We start from the raw sequence: 18,088 nt of genomic DNA, 5'->3' as shown, positions 1-18,088 counted from the left end.
GGAGTGTGGCCGTGCCGAGTGCAGGGGCGCTTTGTCTCGTGCACGGCAGGATGTGTTTCACGGTAGGCCGCTGGGGGCGGTCTTCGGATCGAATCGCGGGGTGAAAGGACGTCGGTCCGCAATCGACGACAGGGGTCCAACGACTCTTCCCCCGAGCGCGTAGGGCGGTGACGCTGGAGTCGACGGAAGGAACGAGCATGCACGCGCGGCACATCATGAGCATCCCCGTCACCACGGTCGGCCCGACGACGTCGATCGACGACTGCCTGCGCATCGCCGACGAATCCGGCTTCACCGCCCTGCCTGTCGTCGAGGACGAACACCTGGTCGGCATCGTCTCCGAAGGTGATCTGCTGCGCGAGAAGTTCCACAACCATCCTCGAACGGAGGGCACCGCAGCCGATGCCATGACCAGCCCGGTGGTGGCGATGACCCCAGAGACCGAGGTCAGTGCTCTCGCCTCCGCGATGCTGCGCTCCGGCCTGCGCGCAATCCCGATCGTCGAGAACGGCAAGATCGTCGGGATCGTGACACGGCGCGATCTGCTGTCGTTGCTGACGATGGATGAAACCCGCATCCTGCACGAGGTTCAGCACCGTCTCGACGTCTACGCAGGACCACATCGCTGGACGGCGACGGTCACCGACGGCCGCGTCGACGTTTCCGGCGCAGACGCCGAGGAGTCCGAACGTCGGGTCGTTGCCGCGCTCGCCGAGACGGTCCCCGGTGTGACCGGTGTACGTGTCGGCTGACGCCATGACCCCCGGCGCAGACAACCACACGCACGGTCCGCGAAAGGTGATCGGATCGAAGCAGATAGAGCGTATCGGTCCAGGTGATCTGACCGAGCTCGTCTCGGATGTCGGACCGGTACCACTGCACGTCGGTGCGGTACTTTTCCTCGCCGAGACCGACATCGACACCCCGGATCCGGCGACGGTGCGGTCCGTCCTCGCCGAGCGACTCGTCCGGATCGGGCGGTTGCGGCAACGTTTGATCGAACCGGGCTGCGGGCTCGGACGTCCCTACTGGTTCGACGATGCGCACTTCGACCTCGAAGCCCACCTGTCGCAGGTGCGGTGCCCGGCTCCCGGCGACCGGGAGGCCGTCCTGTCGCTGGCGGTGGACGCGCTCACCCGGCTATTGCCTCGAACGCGGCCGTTGTGGCGTGCGATCGTCGTCACCGACATCGCGGATCCCCACGGCCGGGTGGCGGTGGTGATGGTGCTGCACCACGTGCTGGCCGACGGGATCGGAGGTCTGGCGATTCTGGCGCACCTCGTCGATGGCCCGCACACCACCGCACCCACCGACGACCCTGTCTCGATTTCCGAGCGGCCCCGGAATCGGGAATTGTTCGTCGACAACCTCACCGAACGTCTGCGGATGCTGCGCCATCTTCCATGGACCCTCGCCCGTATTCCGGCAGCGTGGGCCGAACTCGGGCGCGGCACCGGTGGACGTGCACCTCGCTGTTCGTTCAATGCCCCCACCGGTGCTCGCCGTGCGGTCAGCACGGCCGAGATGGAGTTGGAGACCCTCCGCCGGGTGGGGCGATGCGGGGCGGCGACGGTCAACGATGTGCTGCTGGTGGCCGTCAGCGGCGCCCTGGCCACGGTCCTGCGCAGGCGCGGGGAGCGCCCGTCGGAGTTGGTGATCTCGGTACCGGTGTCCGCTCGTAGCGCTGCCGCCGGTGGCCAGTTGGGCAATCAGGTCGGGGTCATGCCCGTGCGGGTACCGCTGGTCGGGACACCGACACAGCGTCTGGTGGCCGTGGCCCACAGGACCCGACTGCAGAAGGCGACCGTGCGCGGTGGGTCAGCCGCGGTGATGGGTCCGTGGTTCCGGGCCCTGGCCGCCACCGGGATGTTCCGGTGGTTCATCGACCGGCAGCGGCTGGTCAATTCGTTCCTGTCCGACCTGCCGGGCCCACCCACGCCGCTGACGATCGCCCACGCGCCGGTCACCTCGATCGTGCCGCTGATCGTCAGCACCGGAAACATCGCTGTCGCCTTCGTGGCACTGTCCTATGCGGGCACACTGACGGTGACGATCATGGTCGATCCGGATCTCGTCCCCGACCTCGAAGAGCTCACCACGGCTCTGCACGAACAGTTCCACCACCTCGCCGACGCCGCAGACCCAACAGCACCGTAACCAGCAGATATCACCGGACCGGCACACATGCGGGTCTTTTGGGTCACGCGGCAGACGACGACGCGACAGACACAGGACCGATGCATGTCTCCCGAGACCGAGACCTTGCGACTCCAACTGGAAGAAGTCGGGGCCCGGCACTGGTGGGCCGCGCTTCTGGCGACCCTGTCCTCCCAGTCGGGTAACGCCTACATTCGGTTCGTCGGCGTCGTCGACGGCCGAGCACGTTATCGCGGTGCCGCCTTCCCCGTCCCCCGACTATGGGGAACGGTACCCCCACAGGACCAGTGGGCACCCGGGATGGACGACAGCCTCGCCGAAATACAACACCGCATCGAAGGGGACGGATGGCGCCCGGTCGACCACGGAGCGCAGCCGTGGGAAGTGACCTACCAACGGCCGAGCACGCCTGGCGCATCCCGGTGACAACTTGGGAAGCGCACCCATGGTCCGAATTGCGCCATTTGGTGCCCTCAACCGATGTGCCACCCCGGCGAACGGCGCACCTGTTGCCACTCCTGCTGCCACCGCACGATCCGATGTCTGTTCATCACCCAGTGCAGCCCGAACAGGACGAGTGCGCATCCCGCCGTTCCGAGGACGAGAAACGCCAAAGCTGTTCCGAGCGCCGCGATCGCGTTCTCCGTTCCGGTACGCGGCGCCGGCCTGTAGTTGCCGTCCTCATCGACCCAGATGAGTACAGTCTCCCCCGCCTCGGCGCGGGTCTCGAGTCTCACCCGACCGGTGTGCTCTGTGCCCGCCGCCTCCCAACGCGCGAGAACAGGGGCAAGTCCTGTCGAAGTCTCGGATACCGGGTCCCGCACCGACATTGCACCCGCATCGTTGTCGACCACGAGTGCCGGCACTTGCTGGGCCCCGGTGATCGCCTGATGTGATCGTTCGGTCAGCTGCGCATACGAGACGGTTCCGATCGCACCGGCAATGGGCACGAGCAGCATCATGGCGGCCACTATGAAGATCACTGCGACGGTCTCGATCCGGTCACTGCCGCGCATGAGCGGATTCGGGCTCCACGGCCGCAGGCGCCACCATCGAATCACTACCGGATCCTTGCGACTCATCACACTCTCCGGGACATCCGTTGTCCTGTCCTCGGTGTTGTTCTGTCCTCAGTGTCGACCGTCTACCGCCGTTGCTGTAGAGCCATTGGTCGCTTCCATGGGCGCGCCCGGTGGCCACCGAACGCCGGGCACGATTCGGTAGAGCCGTTGTTCCCTTCCCGGCACTGACCTGTGCGACATACGCTGGGACCGACCACCGGCAACGCCCCCGACAAATCCGCCGAGGGCGCCGCGCCGTCACCTCTGCGTGCCCCACCGCACCAGTGCACAGTCCCGGAGTCGTTCCTCCAGTGACCCGACGACTCCCCCGACCGTCGTTGTCGTCTGGAGGGCCAATCCGTGAAGACCGGCAAAGTCGTCCTGCTCGTCGTCGGCACAATCCTCTCGCTGCTCGGCATGCTCTTGGGGGCCGCCGCGTTGATCCTGGGGGTGCTGTACGTCATCCAGCGGGACAAGGGATATCTGACCACCCCCACCGAGACGTTCCGAACCGCCTCCAGCGCGCTGCTCTCCGAACGTGTGGATCTGTTCCTCGACGAACCGGCCCCGCCCGGTTTCCGCACCCAGGACATCGGCCGTTTCCTCGTGCGCGCCACGGCCACCGCACCGGAGCGTGAGATCTTCGTCGGAATCGGCCCCACCCGCGACGTCGAGGCCTATCTGGCGAACGTCGCGCACACCGTCATCACCGAGGTGCAGTTCGATCCCTTCGACGCCGACTACCGGGAGATCCCCGGCGACGAGCCCGCCGCAGCACCGAATGAGCAACCCTTCTGGGACGCCACCGCCGTCGGGGCGGGAACCCAGCAGGCCCAATGGCCGGTACGTGAGGGAAGCTGGACCGTCGTGGTCATGAATGCCGACGGCTCACCGGGAGTCGATGTCCGCCTGCAGGCAGGGGCGCACATCGACCTGCTCGGACCGCTCGCGCTGGGGGCGCTGGCCGGCGCCGTGGTGTTGCTGATCCTCGGACTGCCCCTGCTGCTCGCCGGGGCGATCGGACTCGGCCGTCACGGACCCCCACCTGCGCACCGGCCGGCATACGGTGCCGCCGACGCCACGCCCACACCGGCACCGCAACACCAGGTGCGGGCGTACCCGGTGCACCTGCGCGGAGAACTGGACGAACCGCTGTCCCGGTGGCTGTGGCTGGTCAAATGGATCATCGCGATCCCGCACTACCTCGTGCTGTTCTTCCTGAATGTCGCCTTCGTGTTCGCCACCCTAGCCGCCGGGGTCGCCATCGTGGTCACAGGCCGCTATCCCCGTGCCCTGTTCGATTTCAACGTCGGGGTGTTGCGCTGGAACTGGCGGGTGGCGTTCTACACCTATTCGGCGCTGGGCACCGACCGCTACCCCCCGTTCAGCCTGCACCGCACCGACTACCCGGCCGATCTCGAGGTCGACTACCCCCAGAGACTCTCCCGCGGACTGGTGTTGATCAAGTGGTGGCTGCTGGCCATCCCCCACTACCTCGTCCTCGCAGTGCTGGCGGGCGGATGGCTCGGCGGCTGGAGCATCGGGATCGCCACCGGCAACGGTGCTGACAACGCCACCGGCAACGGCACATGGGCGTTCGGTTCACTGCTGGGCGTGCTGGTGTTGTTCGCGGCACTGGCGGTGTTGTTCACCGGCACTTATCCCCGGGGATTGTTCGACTTCGTCATGGGCATCAACCGCTGGCTATATCGCGTGTGGGCCTATGCCGCGCTCATGCGCGACGAATATCCTCCCTTCCACTTCGACCAGGGCCCGCACGACCCGGGAGAGCGCGCCGACACCACCCCACCGCCAGGACCGGCCGCCTCCTCGTCGGTCCCGGACCATTTGTCAACCCGCGAACCACCGCGTCTGTGACGTTCTGGTCCACACTCGATGCGCCGCACCAGCGACCGTGTCCGCCCCGACGCTGCCGAGCACGACCGAGGATCGGTGTACCGGATCAGGCCTCTCGCGCATCTCTCCGGATGTCGGCACCTCGCTCGTGGACGATCCGGAGAGCTTTCGGGTCGATACGCAAACCCCGCTCCTCGAGCACGAGGGGATACGTGCGGAGCGAATCGGGGCAAGATCGGCGCCCATTCATGAGGCGTCCCTACGGACGCGGCTTCGGTGCGGTCGGCAACGGATGCTGCGGTCACCCCCGATCTGCGGTCCAGGACGGCGCGCAGGTGCCTCTGGTGGTTCGTGCGGCCGCGTTTCGGTCCCATCATGCGCGTGCCTGTGGACCATTGACTCCGACTGTCGATGCAGCATGGAGTCCGACTGCTCGCCCACTGCCGTATCGTCCGGGTACATGGCAATCGAGCCCAGTGTCCTCGACAACGCTGTGGGCCTCGGCATCGCTTATGGGGCGGGAATCGGGATGGTTCTCGGCCTTGCGATTCGAGACGATCCCGCGCAATCGGGTCGGCATGCCGGCCTCAGAACCGCATGGCCCCCTTGCCTCGATGAGGGCTCGGTGAGCAGAGTCCGCGCCACGCGCACCGTGGGCTTCCCCGTGTGTGGCTGCCGGGTGGAACAAGGGAAATCAGGTGCCTCGGCGGGCATCGGCTGCGATGGTGCGCACGGTGGCACGCATGATGTGACCGACGAACGGCCGAATCAGCCACCAGTACCGCATCATCTGCTTGTGTGAGCGCGGATCTGTCGTGCTCGTGCGGCATTCGTAGCTGAGCACACTGCGGTTCGCGCCGTTGGGTCGCACCAGGAAGTGACAACCGATCTTTCCCCATCCTGGGTCGTCGAACGCCGCGAACTCCTCGCGAGGGACGTCGCGCCATTCGATGTCGGGCTGCCAGAACTTACCGACCGCACCGAAGGCGATCTCCCGATCGGGTACCTGCCCCAGGACCAGCCAGCCGGGTAACCCAGCCGACGAGGGGTCGGCGAACATGCGCAGCTCAGGCAGCGTTGGCGCCGGTCGGCGGGCGAGACGGGCGGGCAGTCCGCGGACGAAGAAGGCCGCGGTCAGCAATGGGGTGCGGACCCGCAGGAAATCCAGATCATGCGCGGCCCGGTAGGTGGCGGACACATCGGCTTCGACCGTCAGGTGTTCGGTCAGCACGACATCGTAGGTCGGTAGATAGACATCGAGCAGATCACCGGTAGCGGGGTTGTCGGATTCGGTTCCTGTCACCGCTCCACGATAGGAACATCGTGCGCCGCAACGGGCGCTTTTCGCGCCGGGGTCATTGAGATCGTCGAAGGCCCGACGCAGCCGCCACTGCTCTGCAGGGTGAGCACCTGCCCTTCGAGACGAATGTCGTTACCGTACCTGGCCGTGGTCCCGATCGACCGGGCCCGGCCGCGGTGCCGGTTCGGTCCCGATTCGAGCCCCTCGCCGCCGGAGCACGGACACCAGATACGCGATGTACCCAGCACAGAGGACAGCCGTGACAGCCAACAGGACCAGGTCGGCGTCGGAACTGGGCGCCGTCACGTTTCCACTGATGTTCAACAGCGCATGGAACACGATGAGCGGAACGATGGTGCCGGTCACAGCGAACAGCAAGGCCAGCACGATCCCCAGGACCACCCCGAAACCGATCTGAACGAGTTGCTCGGCGATCGTGAATCCCCGCCCCAGATTCACGACGTGCCCGATACCGAACGTGATGCCCGAGATGAGCACGGCCCGGGTCAGAGTGCCGTTCGTGAGCACGGCCCGGAACAGCAAGCCCCGGAAGATCAGTTCCTCGACGAATCCGACGCTAACCATCAACAGAACTATCAGCAGCACCTCGGTCGGGTCGAGATCACTGCGAAAGCCTTTGGCGTACTGCAGCACCACGATGACACCCAACGGTATGTACCATGCCGTGCCCGCGAAATCGTCTCTCGTGGGGGCGCGAAGACCGTAGTAGCGCAACCAGCCGTTCCGCCTCACGTATGCGAACAGGACGACCGACAGCACAGCCAACAGCGGCGCGGTCGCCAGATTCGGCTCGTCGAAGAGTTCGGAGATCCAGTCGCCGATGTTGGCAAGCAGCACGTAGACCGCTATCCACACCAACGCATGCCAGATGGGACTCGCGGCATTCAATTTCGTCATGCCGTCCTTATTACCCGCCGTCCCGGGCGTAATCTGGAAAGTCGCGAACGTCAGCGGTCGGCGGGTGAAAGCCCCGTTCCGCCGACATCGAGCAATGCCGCGGGAAATCGACAAGCACGATGGAGGAGACGTCGAATTCCTGCTTCATTGCCCGTGCCCTCGCGTGACACGGAACGGGATTCGTCGAGTCGACACCCCTCGGGGTCGGTGACTTCCGAGAATCGGCGCCCAAGTCGCGAAGCCAGGTCGTGTGCCTGCGCGATGGACGACACGGTTGGATGCTGCACACAGCAGATGCGCAACCGCTCTACTCTCGACTCGGATTCGTTGCCTCCGGCCCGACATATATGAAACGGCCGTGTAAAACACCCTCAGCCGACCAGTCGATTCGTGCTATGCGACGCCGAGACGCCGAACCGTTCGCGTCCCGGCCCGCGAAACCTAGTTCGGTTGAGACTGCTACCACTATCGCGCCGGCGACGAAAGCCACCATCCCCACAATCGGCGTCCTCAACCCGTGGCGCGCATGTGTACCTCTTCCGTCTCGGACGACCGTCTACCCCGCGACGCCACCCGCGACCGACCGAGATTTCCTACAGCGCGACGATCGACTATTCCATCGGCAAGGACACGGGGCCGGGCATAATGTGCTGGAATCAGCGAGTATCGGCCCACCCCACCGATGAAGCACCGAGTCCGAGCGAAGCATCGTCAAGGGCCGAGCCGACCGGTGGAGGATTCGTGCGCATAGGCCGTGCACCAGCTGTTCCGTGCGCCGCTCATCATGTCGGCGCACACTGGCGCGCTCTGTCCGAGGTCAAGGGCACCGGTAAGCGGTTCGCGCCGGCAATGACCGCATCCCTGCCACCTGCTGCGCGGCGTTGGATCGATCATGCCGTTGCCGAGGGCACGCCGATGGCCGCAGCTGCACGGCTGGAGATTTCCGGGGAGATCAGACTCGGCTCCTGGCGACCGTTCACCGCCGTCCAACTCCTCGCTCCGGCGACGGGGTTCATCTGGGCTGCGACCACTCGGATCGGCCCGATGCCCGTGTCGGGGTACGATCGTTTCACCGACGGGTGTGGCGAGATGCTTTGGCGGATCGGGGGAATCATCCCGGTGATGTCTGCCGATGGTCCGGATGTCAGCGACAGTGCGGCCGGTCGCCTGGCCGGAGAGAGCATTTTCGTGCCCACATCGTTTCCACTCGCACGGTGGCGAGGCGACGAATTCGTCGCCTCGGCGACCTGGACGGTGGACCGCCACAAGGAGACCGTGCGTCTGGATGTCGCCGATGACGGGGCATTGTGCGGGGTGCGGATGCTGCGATGGGGCAACCCCGACAATCATGAGTTCGGCCGGTATCCGTTCATCGTCGCGGTCGAGGCCGAACGCCGGTTCGGCGGCATGACGATCGCCTCGCGGATCCGCGCGAGTTGGGACACGGGTACCGGTGGGGACGGCGAGTTCTTCCGCGCCGAGATCACCTCTGCCGACTTCTTCTGACGGTCTACGAGGCCAGCCGCGAGAACCGGCGTCGTCACTCCCTGCCGGGTGTCTGTGTGTGGTCCCGCCGGTCGGCCGTCCACACCGATTGCAGCATGTGCCAGTCGGCGGGATGCGCGGCGATACCGGCCGCGAACCGATCGGCCAGCCTCTGGGTTGTGGCGTGGACGCCGCCTGCGGTATCGATCGGTGCGTCGACGTGGAATCCCCATCCGCCCGGAGTGAACCAGCAGTGCACCGGCAGCAGCGGTGCGCCGGTATCGATCGCGAGCTTGGCCGGGCCGGCCGGCATGCAGGCCGGTTCGCCGAAGAAGGTGACCGGCACGCCCGTTCCCGTCAGATCCCGTTCACCGAGGAGTCCGACGAACCGTCCCTCCCGGATCCGGACGGCCAGCTGTTCGAACGGTGGGACAGTGCCGCCGGTGAGCGGGATGATCTCGAAACCCAGGTTTTCACGGAACCGGACGAAGCGGCGGAACAACGATTCCGGTTGCAGCCGCTCGGCGACGACGGTCGGTGTGCCGATCCGCTGTACGATCCACACTCCCGCTAGGTCCCAGTTTCCGCTGTGCGGAAGCGCCAACACTGCGCCGCGCCCACGCGCGACGGCCGTATGGATATGTTCGAGACCGGTGGCCGCGGAGTCGATGGTCTCGGCCAGCCGTACCGGATCCATCGACGGCAAGCGGAACGCTTCGCACCAATATCGCGCGTACGAACGCAGGCTCGCGCGTACGAGTTCATCCGGTACCTGATCGGGAGTGGTGGACAACACCCGAGCGAGGTTGCGGCGTAGTTGGATCGGTCCGCCGTTTCGGGCCGCTCGATCCGCGGCCATCTCGAACAAGCGCCTCGCCGGCTCCTCCGGTAGCGCGCATACCGCCCACCAACCGGCGGCGTATGCGAGATCCCAGGCCCGATCCTTCATGCGCATCGAGTACCCCGAACGCGGAGGTCGACAACGATGACCATCACGACGGGCGCTGCGCGACGTTCACCCGATCGGCCACCCCGGGAGTCGTCCTGCTTCCTGTCACTTACGGTCCCACCGAGACAGTCTCTGCCGGTTCATCACGACGTGGACGCCGAACAGCGTGAGCGAGCATGCCACGGTGCCGAGGACGAGAATCACCAGAGCCGCACCGAGCGCCGTGACCGCATTCTCGGTACCGGTGCGGGGAACCGGCATGTAGTTGCCCGTCTCGTCGACCCCCATGCGGACTGTCTCTCCCGTGCGGCCGCGGCCCTCGAGACTCACTCGGCTGATGTACTCGACGCCGTCGTACTCCCACTGAGCAAGAACAGAGTCGAAATGAGGCGAAGACTCGGCCGACGGGTCGGGGACCGATACGTCGTCCGGATCGTCGAGAACGACCGCCGGCCCGATGCAGAGCCGATGGTCGTGCAAACCGGGTCCACTGCAGCGACCGAGGGACCTCGGTAACGAACCACGCCCGCCCCGTCCAACTTGCGAACAAAAATCCGGCTGCCTGCAGATTGCTCTGCCGACAGCCGGATTCGGTGTGCTGTATTCGGTGCGCCTACTCGGTGGGCGGGACCGCCGGTGCCTCGCGCGACAGGATCGGAAGCCGCGACGCGAACGGCAGAAGCACCACGACGACCAGCGCAACCACCAACACGCCGAGCGCCATACCCGACAGCACGTCGTGGACGTAGTGCACCCCCACCGTCACCCGAGAGAAGGCGAGCACTGCGGCGAGCGGAGCGACCAGCCAGATCAGACGCGGAGCCGCGAGGACACACGCCGTGGCGAACGACGCCGCGATGACGGAGTGGTTCGACGGCCAGGACCAGTCACCCACTTCGGGGCATTCCAGCACCGTCTCGATGCCGAGTGCGCGGCACGGTCGCGGTTCCGTCACCACGAGCTTGACGAGTTCGCTCGACAGGTAGGCACCCACGACACCGGTGCCGCCGACGGCGAGGGTGCCGAAGCCGCGGCGATCGTTCCGCCACAGCCATGCCGCGAGCACACCGGTGAAGGCGACAAGGACGAGCAACCCCTTGTCGGCGACGAGACCTGCGAGCGGTCCGAGGAAGGATCCCTCGACGGTCTGGGCTACGGACAGATACAGGCGGTCGCGCATCGGCACCGTCGCCGCCGCGAGAAGAGTCAGCACGAGCGCCACCCCTACGGCAGGGATGAACATCGAGCGGACCAACCGCGGGGATACAGGAGGTGAACTCTCGGTGACGACCATGACCGAATACGCTATCGCGCCATCTCGACCGGCTGCAGACCGGCAGGTCGGGCGGGTTCCGCCGTGCGTCTCACTCGGCAGGTTTCGGTAGGGCTCGACGGAACTAGGCTCACAGGGGTGTGGCGAACCTGGATCCTTTCCGCAGCGATGGTGGCCGTCGCGGCCGTCGTTCTGCTCACCGGCGCATTCGACGTGACCTCGGTGGTGACGGCAGTACTGCTCCTCGCCCTCGCCTGGGTCGTCTCTCCCCTGTTCCTCCCCCATCACGTCGACGACGCCACCGCCCGTCGCGACGCCGCAGCCCGCGGCGTTCCGGTGGTGTACTGGCGCCCGGGGTGCACGTTCTGTATCCGGTTGCGCGCTACCCTGCGCACCCGCGCGCGTCGCGCGATCTGGGTGAACATCTGGCGGGATCCCGCTGCGGCCGCTCGGGTCCGGGAAGTCAACGGCGGGAACGAGACGGTGCCGACGGTGTTCGTCGGCGATGTGTCGCATACCAATCCCGACCCCCGTTGGCTCCGCAATCAACTCGTCTGACGAACCGACGCCGACACGAACGAGGTCCCGGATCCTGTGTGGATCCGGGACCTCGTTGATGCAGAGCGGTTAGCGGCGCACACCCCGGCCGGTGACGGCCTTGACGAGGAACAGCAGGATGACCGCGCCGAGGAGGCAGGTCAGGAAACTGAAGATCAGTCCGCCGCCTTCGACATCAACGCCGAAGACCTTCAGCAGGAAACCACCGATCAAGCCGCCGATGACGCCGACGACGATGTTGAGGAGAATGCCCTGCTGGGCGTCGGTGCCCATGATCTTGCTACCGATCCAACCGGCGAGACCACCGATGATGATCCAACCGAGGATTCCGAGTCCGAGCATGTGCAGTCCTTTCGTGAACACTGGCTAGTTCGACTCAACTCAGATACCCAGTCGTCCCACCAGTCACACCTCTCACTTCTGACAACTTCAGAGTGTCACGATTGCGAGGTCCGGAAGGTCGGATTCGACGGTTCCGACTACGGCACGTGCCGTCTGCCCGACGGGGTCGGCTTGCGCTGGCACACTCGTGCGCATGACCCGGCCTCTCGTCACGATCACCGTCACCGGTCACGCCGAGCGCACCGTCGCACCCAACCGGTGCACGGTGGTGTTGCGGGTGCACGCCGACGGCTCGTCGCGCAAGCAGGCCGCCGAACCGGTGACCGCAGCCGTCGCCACCATCACCGATCTCGTCACCGAACTGCGCAAGCGCACCCCGAGCCCGGTGAAGCGGTGGACTTTCGATCGGGTACGCCACAGCCGGCGGCGCCCGTTCAACCGCGAAGGCAAGAACCGACCGTGGGTGTACAACTCCTCGGCGTCGATCACCGTCACCTTCCACCAGTTCGACGCTGTGGGCGCGTTCATCGAACGGGTCGCCGAACTCGAGGTGGTCACCGTGGCCGATCTCCAGTGGTGGATCACCCGCAAGGCCCGGAAGAAGCGACTCGCCCAGGTCCGCGACCTCGCCGTCCGCGACGCCCTCGACAAGGCGAAGGCGTACACGACGTCATTGGGTCTCGACACGGTTCGTGCGGTGGCCATCGCCGATCCGGGCATGCTCGGCTCCCAGCCCTCACCCGTCCATGCGGGCGGCGCTCCGATGATGCGCACCGCGATGCTGCGCTCGGATGCGATGAGCGCACCCGAGTCCGCCGAACCCGAGCTGGTCTTCGAACCCGACCGCGTCACCCTCACCGCCGACGTCGAGGCGCGGTTCGAAGCTTCCCCCTAGTAGGGCTTTGTTAGGTTCACCACTTCTTGTTGCGAGGCCTCGAGATTCGGTGAGGTTTCCGAGACGATGGCCGGGTGGATGCCGCAGCCCTGGCCGATATTGGTGAGCGCCTCGATGCGTTCGTCGAGCAGGTGTTCTCCTCGCTCAAACGCAAGGATCAGCGGGCGACGGCCGGGATATATACGCGGGGGTTGATGCTCGACGGGCGCCGCAAGTCGATGCAGCCGATGGCCGACCGCCTCGGAGTCGATCACCAACGCCTGCAGCAGTTCGTCACCACCTCCCCATGGGATCCGGTACCGGTCCGGAAAACACTGTCCCGCAAAGCGTGTGATCTGATCTCGCCGGATGCGTGGGTGATCGACGACACCGGATTCGCCAAGGACGGCAATGCCTCACCGTGTGTGGCCCGGCAGTATTCGGGCACCTTGGGCAAGGTCGGCAACTGCCAGGTCGCCGTCAGTGTGCACGCCGCCACCGATACCGCGTCCGCACCCTTGGATTGGCGGCTGTATCTGCCCGAGAGCTGGGACGATCAGCGGTGTGACGATCCGGAGACGGCCTCGGCGATCATCGCTCGCCGGCGACGCAACGCGATTCCCGACGAGGAGCGCTATCGCACCAAGGCAGTCATGGCCCTCGAGATGCTCGACGAGCTGATCTCGTGGGGCCGGACCCCACCGGTGATCGTCGCCGACGCCGGCTACGGCGACTCGGCCACCTTCCGGCAGGGCCTGACCGACCGCGACCTGACCTACGTCGTCGCGGTCAAGGGCGCCACCCTCGCCCACCCGGGCGATGCGGTGCCGGCCACCGCCCCGTATTCCGGCCGCGGCCGGCCACCGACCCGGCGCTACCCGGCGGCGGTGACCTGCAAAGATCTTGTCCTGGCGGCCGGCGTCGAAGCACTGACCGAGATCCCCTGGCGCCGCGGCACCAAGACCGGCCCGGCCAATCCGGCCGCGGCGATGCGCTCACGCTTCGTGGCACTGCGGATCCGCCCGGCCAACCGCACCATTCCCCGCGACGAGGGCGGCGTCCTGCCCCAGGCGTGGCTGCTCGCCGAATGGCCGGCCGGAGCGGCCGCCCCCACCGACTTCTGGTTGGCCACCCTGCCCGAGGACACCCCGCTGTCGGAGTTGGTGCGTCTGGCCAAGATCCGTTGGCGCATCGAACACGACTACCGGGAACTGAAAACCGGTCTCGGCCTCGATCATTTCGAAGGGCGTTCCTGGCTCGGCTGGCACCATCACGTCACGCTCGTCACCGCCGCGCACCTGTTCCTGACGTCCCTGCGGCTGACCGACCCAAAAGCGGTCGGGCGGGACTGACCCTCTACGGCATCGTGCGCGAACTCCAACGCGCACTGGCCTATTGGATCGGCACCTGCCCGACCTGCCACCACACCTTCCCAACCTAACAAAGTACTACTAGCGCCGGTGAAAATTCGGTGTTCCGGACCCCGCTCAGCGAGGTCGAGAACACCGAAATTCGAGCACCCCCCGCTTGATTCCTTGCGCGCCTTGTACAGAAGGTGGCACGATGCCAGCACGCCGCCGATCCGCGCGGCCACAATCGAATAAGGCCCGCCAGGAGCTGCAACTCCCGACGGGCCGGATGTCCGACTAATAGGGAGTCGAACGTGGGTCAGAATACCCTGGCCGGCGGCGTGCGTCGTGGACCGCGCCTTGCCGCCAACTTCACCGTCCTCAGCAATGCCGTCATCACCGACGAGCGTTTGTCCTTCCGCGCGCGGGGCGTGCTCGTCTGGTTGCTGTCCAAGCCCGATGACTGGCGCACCCGCGCCGACTCGATCGCGGCACAGTCGCCCAAAGAAGGTCGCGACGCCATCCGATCGGCCTTACGCGAGCTCGCCGACCTCGGCTACCTGGTACGCGAGAAGATCCAGAACGAGCTCGGCCAGTGGATCACCATCCAGACCATCTACGAACGTCCCGTCACCGACCCGGCGCCTGAGAATCCGACCCGCGGCAGCGCGGACATCGGAGACCCAGGCGCTCTTTCAAGTACCGATACACCAAGGACGGAAACCAACCGCACACCGCGCGTCACGAAAGCACCGCTCGGTCCGGCGGTGGTCGAGCTTGCGGCAGCCTGCAGACGGGCCGGACTCACCGCAACCTTCGTCTACCTCAAACCCGATGCGGCAGCGGCGATCGAAGCACTCGTCGCCACGCATGGTGTGCCGGCTCTCGTTGCGGCAGCGAATTCCGTGCACAGACCGGGCAATCCGATGCGGTTGGCGCACGGATGGTTGCCGTTATGGCGGTCGCTGCCGACGCCCCTTGTCCTCCAACCGAAGTGCGGCGACTGCGACGAGTACGGGTGGCTTCCCGACGACGAGCAGGGGCGTGCCGTGCGGTGTGGATGTCGAGCACCGGCCGCGGCCTGAGATCCGAGGCAAAGGCGCTCGGCCGAATTCCGTTCACCGGTCGGATGGATGGTTGTCTCATGAGAGGTAGGTGACGTTCTGCGGCAGACAGTCTCGCTGAGCTATCGACGGCGAGGGGTGGTGATGATGTCGGGAACCCGTATCGAAGTGGCCGTCGACTCGGTGTTCGTTCGTCCTCGGCGGTGAGGGCGAAAATTCCGTTGCCCCAGTACTCATCGAGGAGTACTACTGGGCGCTGACGAATTTCGAGATTCTCGAGGAGAAATACGGCGATGGCCACCACGATCGAACGGCCGGACGGCACGAGCATTCACGGTCCGGGCAAGCTTTCTGCGGAGCGCTTGCAGCACGAGCTGGCGTTGCGTCGACGTGCGCAGCGGATACCGGCAAGGCGACGTCACGACGGAAAAGGCGGGCGTCGGCAGCAGCGGCGTGCCGCCGCCGGAGCATGGTAACTCCGCCCAGCATCGTCGAGGCTGCGGCGTGATCTGTCAGCGGCTCAACAGCGGCGATTCCCGACGATAGTGCGCGTCCAGCACGACAGCCCCGTCCTCGACGCGATCGACATCGGACCACGGAACCAGGCAGGTCCCGCGGTGGCGCCACCGGATCCACCGAGCGAGCAACACCGGGGCACGCACATCGGTGCGTTCGAATCCGAGGTACGAGCCGCGCCGGCGAGGCGAGAGGAGAATGCCGACGACCTCCGGCGACAGCACTCCCCCACGGTCCGATTCAGGCGGACGAGCAGGGATGCGGAAACGTATATCGCACACCCACCCGACGTGGTCGCCGTTGTGCTCGTGGACAGGCAGGTCGAGCAGATCAGTCAGGAGCATGGCTGCCCCCGGGAATGCGGCCGATGATCTGGTCCCGTACCCATCGCTCGGGCCACGTCGCATTTAAGGCCTCGGACCGCACTCGTAGCCGGAGAGTGATACCGACCTCGGCAACGTCGTCCCACTTGATGCGATGCAAGCGGCTTCGGGGCAGACGGCCCCCGAAGATCCGAGTCATCAAGGTTGAGCCGGTGAGGATCGCCTCGACACGCGGTGCTGACGAGGTGACGCCGTCGGATTCGATGCCGCTGAGTTCGATGTCATCGACCGTGGCCACCGGTACGCCGTCACAGTCGAGGATCTGCCGGTCCAGCAGGTGCAGGCGGGCATCGATCAGCCGACCGTCTCGGTCGGTGCCGGCTGGGTGCTCTGATCTGCTCATTGTCCTGCTCCGGTGACGATCATCAACGGTATCGCCGCTGCCGAGGCGGCGACAATGATCACCAGGTAGACGGTACCGATCGCGTTGACGACCGGACCGTTGACATGTTCGCCCATGTACTGCGGGTCGTTGGAGATGATCAGAACCGGTAGATACGTCAAGGGCAGGGCGATCGCGGAGAACACCACCGAGTACTCGGTGACCAGGATCGGGTCCACCCCCGTCATCAGCACACCGACGGCGACGATCAACAACACCAGCATGGTCAGGTGGAAGCGTGCCGCCTCCACCGGGCGTCGGAACTTGCCCCACGACCACCCCAGGAACTGCGCCAGGGTGTAGCCCCCGGACAGTGCGGTTTCGAGCGCCGCGCCGAACGTGGCCGCCACGATCCCGAGGATGATCACCGCCACCGCCAGTTTCCCTCCCGCCTCGGCCACCGGAATCAGCACCTGCGACAGGCTGGACACCTCTACCCCACCCGGCATCAGCACGATCGCCGACAGTGCGGCGATCGCCACCGAGAGGATGCCGCCGAGGGGAAATCCGACCAGAACGTTGAGCCGGGACTTCGCCAGATCTCGCACCGTCCACTTCTCTTCCACTGCGCCGGAAGAGAAGAAGAACACCTCGTACGGAGTCATCGCCGCACCGAACAACGCGATCGCGTAGTACCAATATGCGGCCAGGTTTTCGCCGTCCGACAGGGACGGAGTGAACACCTGGTCCGCGAGCTGCCCCCAGTCCGGACCGAGAAGGAACACCGCCACTGCGAACATGACCAGGCACAGTCCGACCACCCCCGTGACGTTCTCCATCACCGAGAACTTCACCCGCCAGATCACCAGCCACACCGCCAGGGCGGCTACCGGAATCCACATCTTCGGGTTCACACTGCTCGCCAATTGCAACGCCAGCGCGATACCACCGACCTCGGCGGTCAACGTCAACAGGTTGATCAGAAACGACGCGCTCAGATTCGCCACTGCCATGCGCGGCCCGAGGCGTTCGCGAATGATCTCGAAAGTGGCTCGGCCGCTGACCGCTGCGACGCGACCGGACATCTGCGCGAATACACAGATTCCCAGCACCCCTACCGGCACCACCCAGGCCAGCGACAACCCGAAACGCGCACCCACCACTGCATTGGTGACCAGATCACCGATATCGAGGAATCCCCCGATCGCGGTGAGGATGCCGAGAGCGACGGCAAAAAGTCTTTTCATCCGGCCGCCTCGAGACGGTCTCCGAGCGCGAGCAACTCTGTACCCGCACGTCCGAGCTCGGCCGCGACCGTAGTCAGTTCGGGCTGCCCGCCGACTCCCGCAACGATGTCTCGACCCCGGATGATCTGTCCGGTAACCGTGTTCGCCGCCTGCAGGACCTCGGCGCGCAGGTCGCCCTGCTCGGGGGTGTCCACCTCTCGATCCGCGGTTGCCGAGACCGCCTGGTCGACCTCTTCGAGCATGTCCGACAGTGCGGTGTCCGTGGCGGCGGTGGTGTTGCGACCGTCGGCGAAAACCTGCAGGCTCAACTGAGCCGAGACCGCTGCCGAACCGATCTGCTGCGCTGCCCGACCGAAATCGCCTTCCACCCCGCCGCGTATCGAAGCGCACCCGGATGCGAAGACACCCAGGAGCAGCGCTGCAGCGACCACAT

The 18,088-nt window shown here is 66.0% G+C and carries 20 protein-coding genes; 9 read left to right on the top strand and 11 right to left on the bottom strand.

All coding sequences use genetic code 11. The features are described from left to right. Window positions 1-197 precede the first annotated feature (197 nt). From C6Y44_RS13420 to C6Y44_RS13410, 3 genes are all read left to right on the top strand, one after another. Window positions 198-752, top strand: a complete 555-nt coding sequence (locus C6Y44_RS13420) for a CBS domain-containing protein (RefSeq protein ID WP_159418246.1) — start codon at window positions 198-200, stop codon at window positions 750-752. A gap of 4 nt (window positions 753-756) precedes the next feature. Next, window positions 757-2,157, top strand: coding sequence for a wax ester/triacylglycerol synthase domain-containing protein (locus C6Y44_RS13415; protein ID WP_159418247.1), 1,401 nt, complete (start codon window positions 757-759; stop codon window positions 2,155-2,157). Window positions 2,158-2,241: 84 nt separating this feature from the next. Next, on the top strand, window positions 2,242-2,583 hold the full coding sequence (locus tag C6Y44_RS13410; RefSeq protein ID WP_192378459.1) for a hypothetical protein: 342 nt from the start codon (window positions 2,242-2,244) through the stop codon (window positions 2,581-2,583). 47 nt (window positions 2,584-2,630) lie between these two features. Here C6Y44_RS13410 and C6Y44_RS13405 read toward each other — a convergent pair whose 3' ends face one another. Next, complete coding sequence (locus C6Y44_RS13405) at window positions 2,631-3,239, bottom strand: Rv1733c family protein (protein ID WP_225623561.1); 609 nt, start codon at window positions 3,237-3,239, stop codon at window positions 2,631-2,633. Window positions 3,240-3,578: 339 nt separating this feature from the next. Between C6Y44_RS13405 and C6Y44_RS13400 the strand changes: the two genes are divergently transcribed. Beyond that, entirely contained in the window at window positions 3,579-5,096 is a 1,518-nt protein-coding gene (locus C6Y44_RS13400) for a DUF4389 domain-containing protein (RefSeq protein WP_145692025.1), read from the top strand. Between the two features lie 673 nt (window positions 5,097-5,769). Here the strand turns inward: C6Y44_RS13400 and C6Y44_RS13395 are convergent. Together C6Y44_RS13395 and C6Y44_RS13390 are read right to left on the bottom strand one after the other, a co-directional pair. Beyond that, window positions 5,770-6,378 carry a hypothetical protein gene (locus C6Y44_RS13395; protein WP_159418248.1) on the bottom strand — a complete coding sequence of 203 codons (609 nt, stop codon included), beginning with the start codon at window positions 6,376-6,378 and terminating at the stop codon, window positions 5,770-5,772. A gap of 129 nt (window positions 6,379-6,507) precedes the next feature. Beyond that, window positions 6,508-7,407 carry a CPBP family intramembrane glutamic endopeptidase gene (locus tag C6Y44_RS13390; RefSeq protein WP_157788937.1) on the bottom strand — a complete coding sequence of 300 codons (900 nt, stop codon included), beginning with the start codon at window positions 7,405-7,407 and terminating at the stop codon, window positions 6,508-6,510. 414 nt (window positions 7,408-7,821) lie between these two features. Between C6Y44_RS13390 and C6Y44_RS13385 the strand changes: the two genes are divergently transcribed. Then, window positions 7,822-8,799 carry a DUF6920 family protein gene (locus tag C6Y44_RS13385; RefSeq protein ID WP_225623560.1) on the top strand — a complete coding sequence of 326 codons (978 nt, stop codon included), beginning with the start codon at window positions 7,822-7,824 and terminating at the stop codon, window positions 8,797-8,799. A 34-nt stretch (window positions 8,800-8,833) separates the two neighbouring features. On the opposite strand, the gene C6Y44_RS13380 is transcribed toward C6Y44_RS13385, so the two are convergent. The 3 genes from C6Y44_RS13380 to C6Y44_RS13370 all read right to left on the bottom strand — a co-directional run bounded on the left by C6Y44_RS13380 (window position 8,834) and on the right by C6Y44_RS13370 (window position 11,021). After that, entirely contained in the window at window positions 8,834-9,733 is a 900-nt protein-coding gene (locus tag C6Y44_RS13380; protein ID WP_016696372.1) for a phosphatidylinositol mannoside acyltransferase, read from the bottom strand. A gap of 99 nt (window positions 9,734-9,832) precedes the next feature. After that, entirely contained in the window at window positions 9,833-10,015 is a 183-nt protein-coding gene (locus tag C6Y44_RS13375) for a hypothetical protein (RefSeq protein WP_225623559.1), read from the bottom strand. A gap of 325 nt (window positions 10,016-10,340) precedes the next feature. Then, window positions 10,341-11,021, bottom strand: a complete 681-nt coding sequence (locus C6Y44_RS13370) for a phosphatase PAP2 family protein (RefSeq protein WP_225623558.1) — start codon at window positions 11,019-11,021, stop codon at window positions 10,341-10,343. A gap of 117 nt (window positions 11,022-11,138) precedes the next feature. Between C6Y44_RS13370 and C6Y44_RS13365 the strand changes: the two genes are divergently transcribed. After that, complete coding sequence (locus C6Y44_RS13365; RefSeq protein WP_016696375.1) at window positions 11,139-11,558, top strand: glutaredoxin domain-containing protein; 420 nt, start codon at window positions 11,139-11,141, stop codon at window positions 11,556-11,558. A 69-nt stretch (window positions 11,559-11,627) separates the two neighbouring features. On the opposite strand, the gene C6Y44_RS13360 is transcribed toward C6Y44_RS13365, so the two are convergent. Beyond that, complete coding sequence (locus tag C6Y44_RS13360) at window positions 11,628-11,900, bottom strand: GlsB/YeaQ/YmgE family stress response membrane protein (RefSeq protein WP_019289453.1); 273 nt, start codon at window positions 11,898-11,900, stop codon at window positions 11,628-11,630. Between the two features lie 193 nt (window positions 11,901-12,093). On the opposite strand from C6Y44_RS13360, the gene C6Y44_RS13355 reads away from it, so the two are divergent. The 3 genes from C6Y44_RS13355 (at window position 12,094) to C6Y44_RS13345 (ending at window position 15,208) form a co-directional block, all read left to right on the top strand. Next, window positions 12,094-12,795 (top strand): SIMPL domain-containing protein, encoded by a 702-nt coding sequence (locus C6Y44_RS13355; protein ID WP_016696376.1) that lies wholly within the window; start codon window positions 12,094-12,096, stop codon window positions 12,793-12,795. 74 nt (window positions 12,796-12,869) lie between these two features. After that, window positions 12,870-14,126: an IS701 family transposase gene (locus tag C6Y44_RS13350; RefSeq protein WP_106199178.1), complete on the top strand. Its 1,257-nt coding sequence runs from the start codon at window positions 12,870-12,872 to the stop codon at window positions 14,124-14,126. Window positions 14,127-14,437: 311 nt separating this feature from the next. Next, window positions 14,438-15,208 (top strand): helix-turn-helix domain-containing protein, encoded by a 771-nt coding sequence (locus tag C6Y44_RS13345; RefSeq protein ID WP_026061934.1) that lies wholly within the window; start codon window positions 14,438-14,440, stop codon window positions 15,206-15,208. A gap of 491 nt (window positions 15,209-15,699) precedes the next feature. Here C6Y44_RS13345 and C6Y44_RS13340 read toward each other — a convergent pair whose 3' ends face one another. From C6Y44_RS13340 to C6Y44_RS13325, 4 genes are read right to left on the bottom strand one after another with little or no spacing between them, the layout of a single operon-like run. Then, entirely contained in the window at window positions 15,700-16,047 is a 348-nt protein-coding gene (locus tag C6Y44_RS13340) for a hypothetical protein (protein WP_120282703.1), read from the bottom strand. Continuing rightward, complete coding sequence (locus C6Y44_RS13335) at window positions 16,034-16,429, bottom strand: hypothetical protein (protein ID WP_120284285.1); 396 nt, start codon at window positions 16,427-16,429, stop codon at window positions 16,034-16,036. Before C6Y44_RS13335 ends, C6Y44_RS13340 begins: the two co-directional genes overlap by 14 nt. After that, complete coding sequence (locus C6Y44_RS13330; RefSeq protein WP_120282702.1) at window positions 16,426-17,655, bottom strand: NRAMP family divalent metal transporter; 1,230 nt, start codon at window positions 17,653-17,655, stop codon at window positions 16,426-16,428. The genes C6Y44_RS13335 and C6Y44_RS13330 overlap by 4 nt, the downstream gene beginning before the upstream one ends. Beyond that, the gene (locus tag C6Y44_RS13325) at window positions 17,652-18,086 is read right to left on the bottom strand and encodes a hypothetical protein (protein WP_225623557.1); all 435 of its coding nucleotides are present in this window, start codon (window positions 18,084-18,086) and stop codon (window positions 17,652-17,654) included. The genes C6Y44_RS13330 and C6Y44_RS13325 overlap by 4 nt, the downstream gene beginning before the upstream one ends. Window positions 18,087-18,088: the final 2 nt, after the last annotated feature.

This window comes from Rhodococcus rhodochrous (assembly GCF_014854695.1).
Classification (GTDB): Bacteria; Actinomycetota; Actinomycetes; order Mycobacteriales; family Mycobacteriaceae; genus Rhodococcus.
The sequence above is the reverse complement of the archived record's forward strand: the minus strand, read 5'-3'. Positions and strand labels throughout refer to the sequence as shown.

Bases quoted from the DNA above. Each gene is read 5' to 3' on its own strand.
- C6Y44_RS13360 (WP_019289453.1), bottom strand. From the start codon at position 11,900: ATGCTCGGACTCGGAATCCTCGGTTGGATCATCATCGGTGGTCTCGCC.
- C6Y44_RS13420 (WP_159418246.1), top strand. From the start codon at position 198: ATGCACGCGCGGCACATCATGAGCATCCCCGTCACCACGGTCGGCCCG.
- C6Y44_RS13340 (WP_120282703.1), bottom strand. From the start codon at position 16,047: ATGCTCCTGACTGATCTGCTCGACCTGCCTGTCCACGAGCACAACGGC.
- C6Y44_RS13380 (WP_016696372.1), bottom strand. From the start codon at position 9,733: ATGCGCATGAAGGATCGGGCCTGGGATCTCGCATACGCCGCCGGTTGG.
- C6Y44_RS13330 (WP_120282702.1), bottom strand. From the start codon at position 17,655: ATGAAAAGACTTTTTGCCGTCGCTCTCGGCATCCTCACCGCGATCGGG.
- C6Y44_RS13410 (WP_192378459.1), top strand. From the start codon at position 2,242: ATGTCTCCCGAGACCGAGACCTTGCGACTCCAACTGGAAGAAGTCGGG.
- C6Y44_RS13415 (WP_159418247.1), top strand. From the start codon at position 757: ATGACCCCCGGCGCAGACAACCACACGCACGGTCCGCGAAAGGTGATC.
- C6Y44_RS13355 (WP_016696376.1), top strand. From the start codon at position 12,094: ATGACCCGGCCTCTCGTCACGATCACCGTCACCGGTCACGCCGAGCGC.
- C6Y44_RS13335 (WP_120284285.1), bottom strand. From the start codon at position 16,429: ATGAGCAGATCAGAGCACCCAGCCGGCACCGACCGAGACGGTCGGCTG.
- C6Y44_RS13370 (WP_225623558.1), bottom strand. From the start codon at position 11,021: ATGGTCGTCACCGAGAGTTCACCTCCTGTATCCCCGCGGTTGGTCCGC.
- C6Y44_RS13375 (WP_225623559.1), bottom strand. From the start codon at position 10,015: ATGGGGGTCGACGAGACGGGCAACTACATGCCGGTTCCCCGCACCGGT.
- C6Y44_RS13405 (WP_225623561.1), bottom strand. From the start codon at position 3,239: ATGAGTCGCAAGGATCCGGTAGTGATTCGATGGTGGCGCCTGCGGCCG.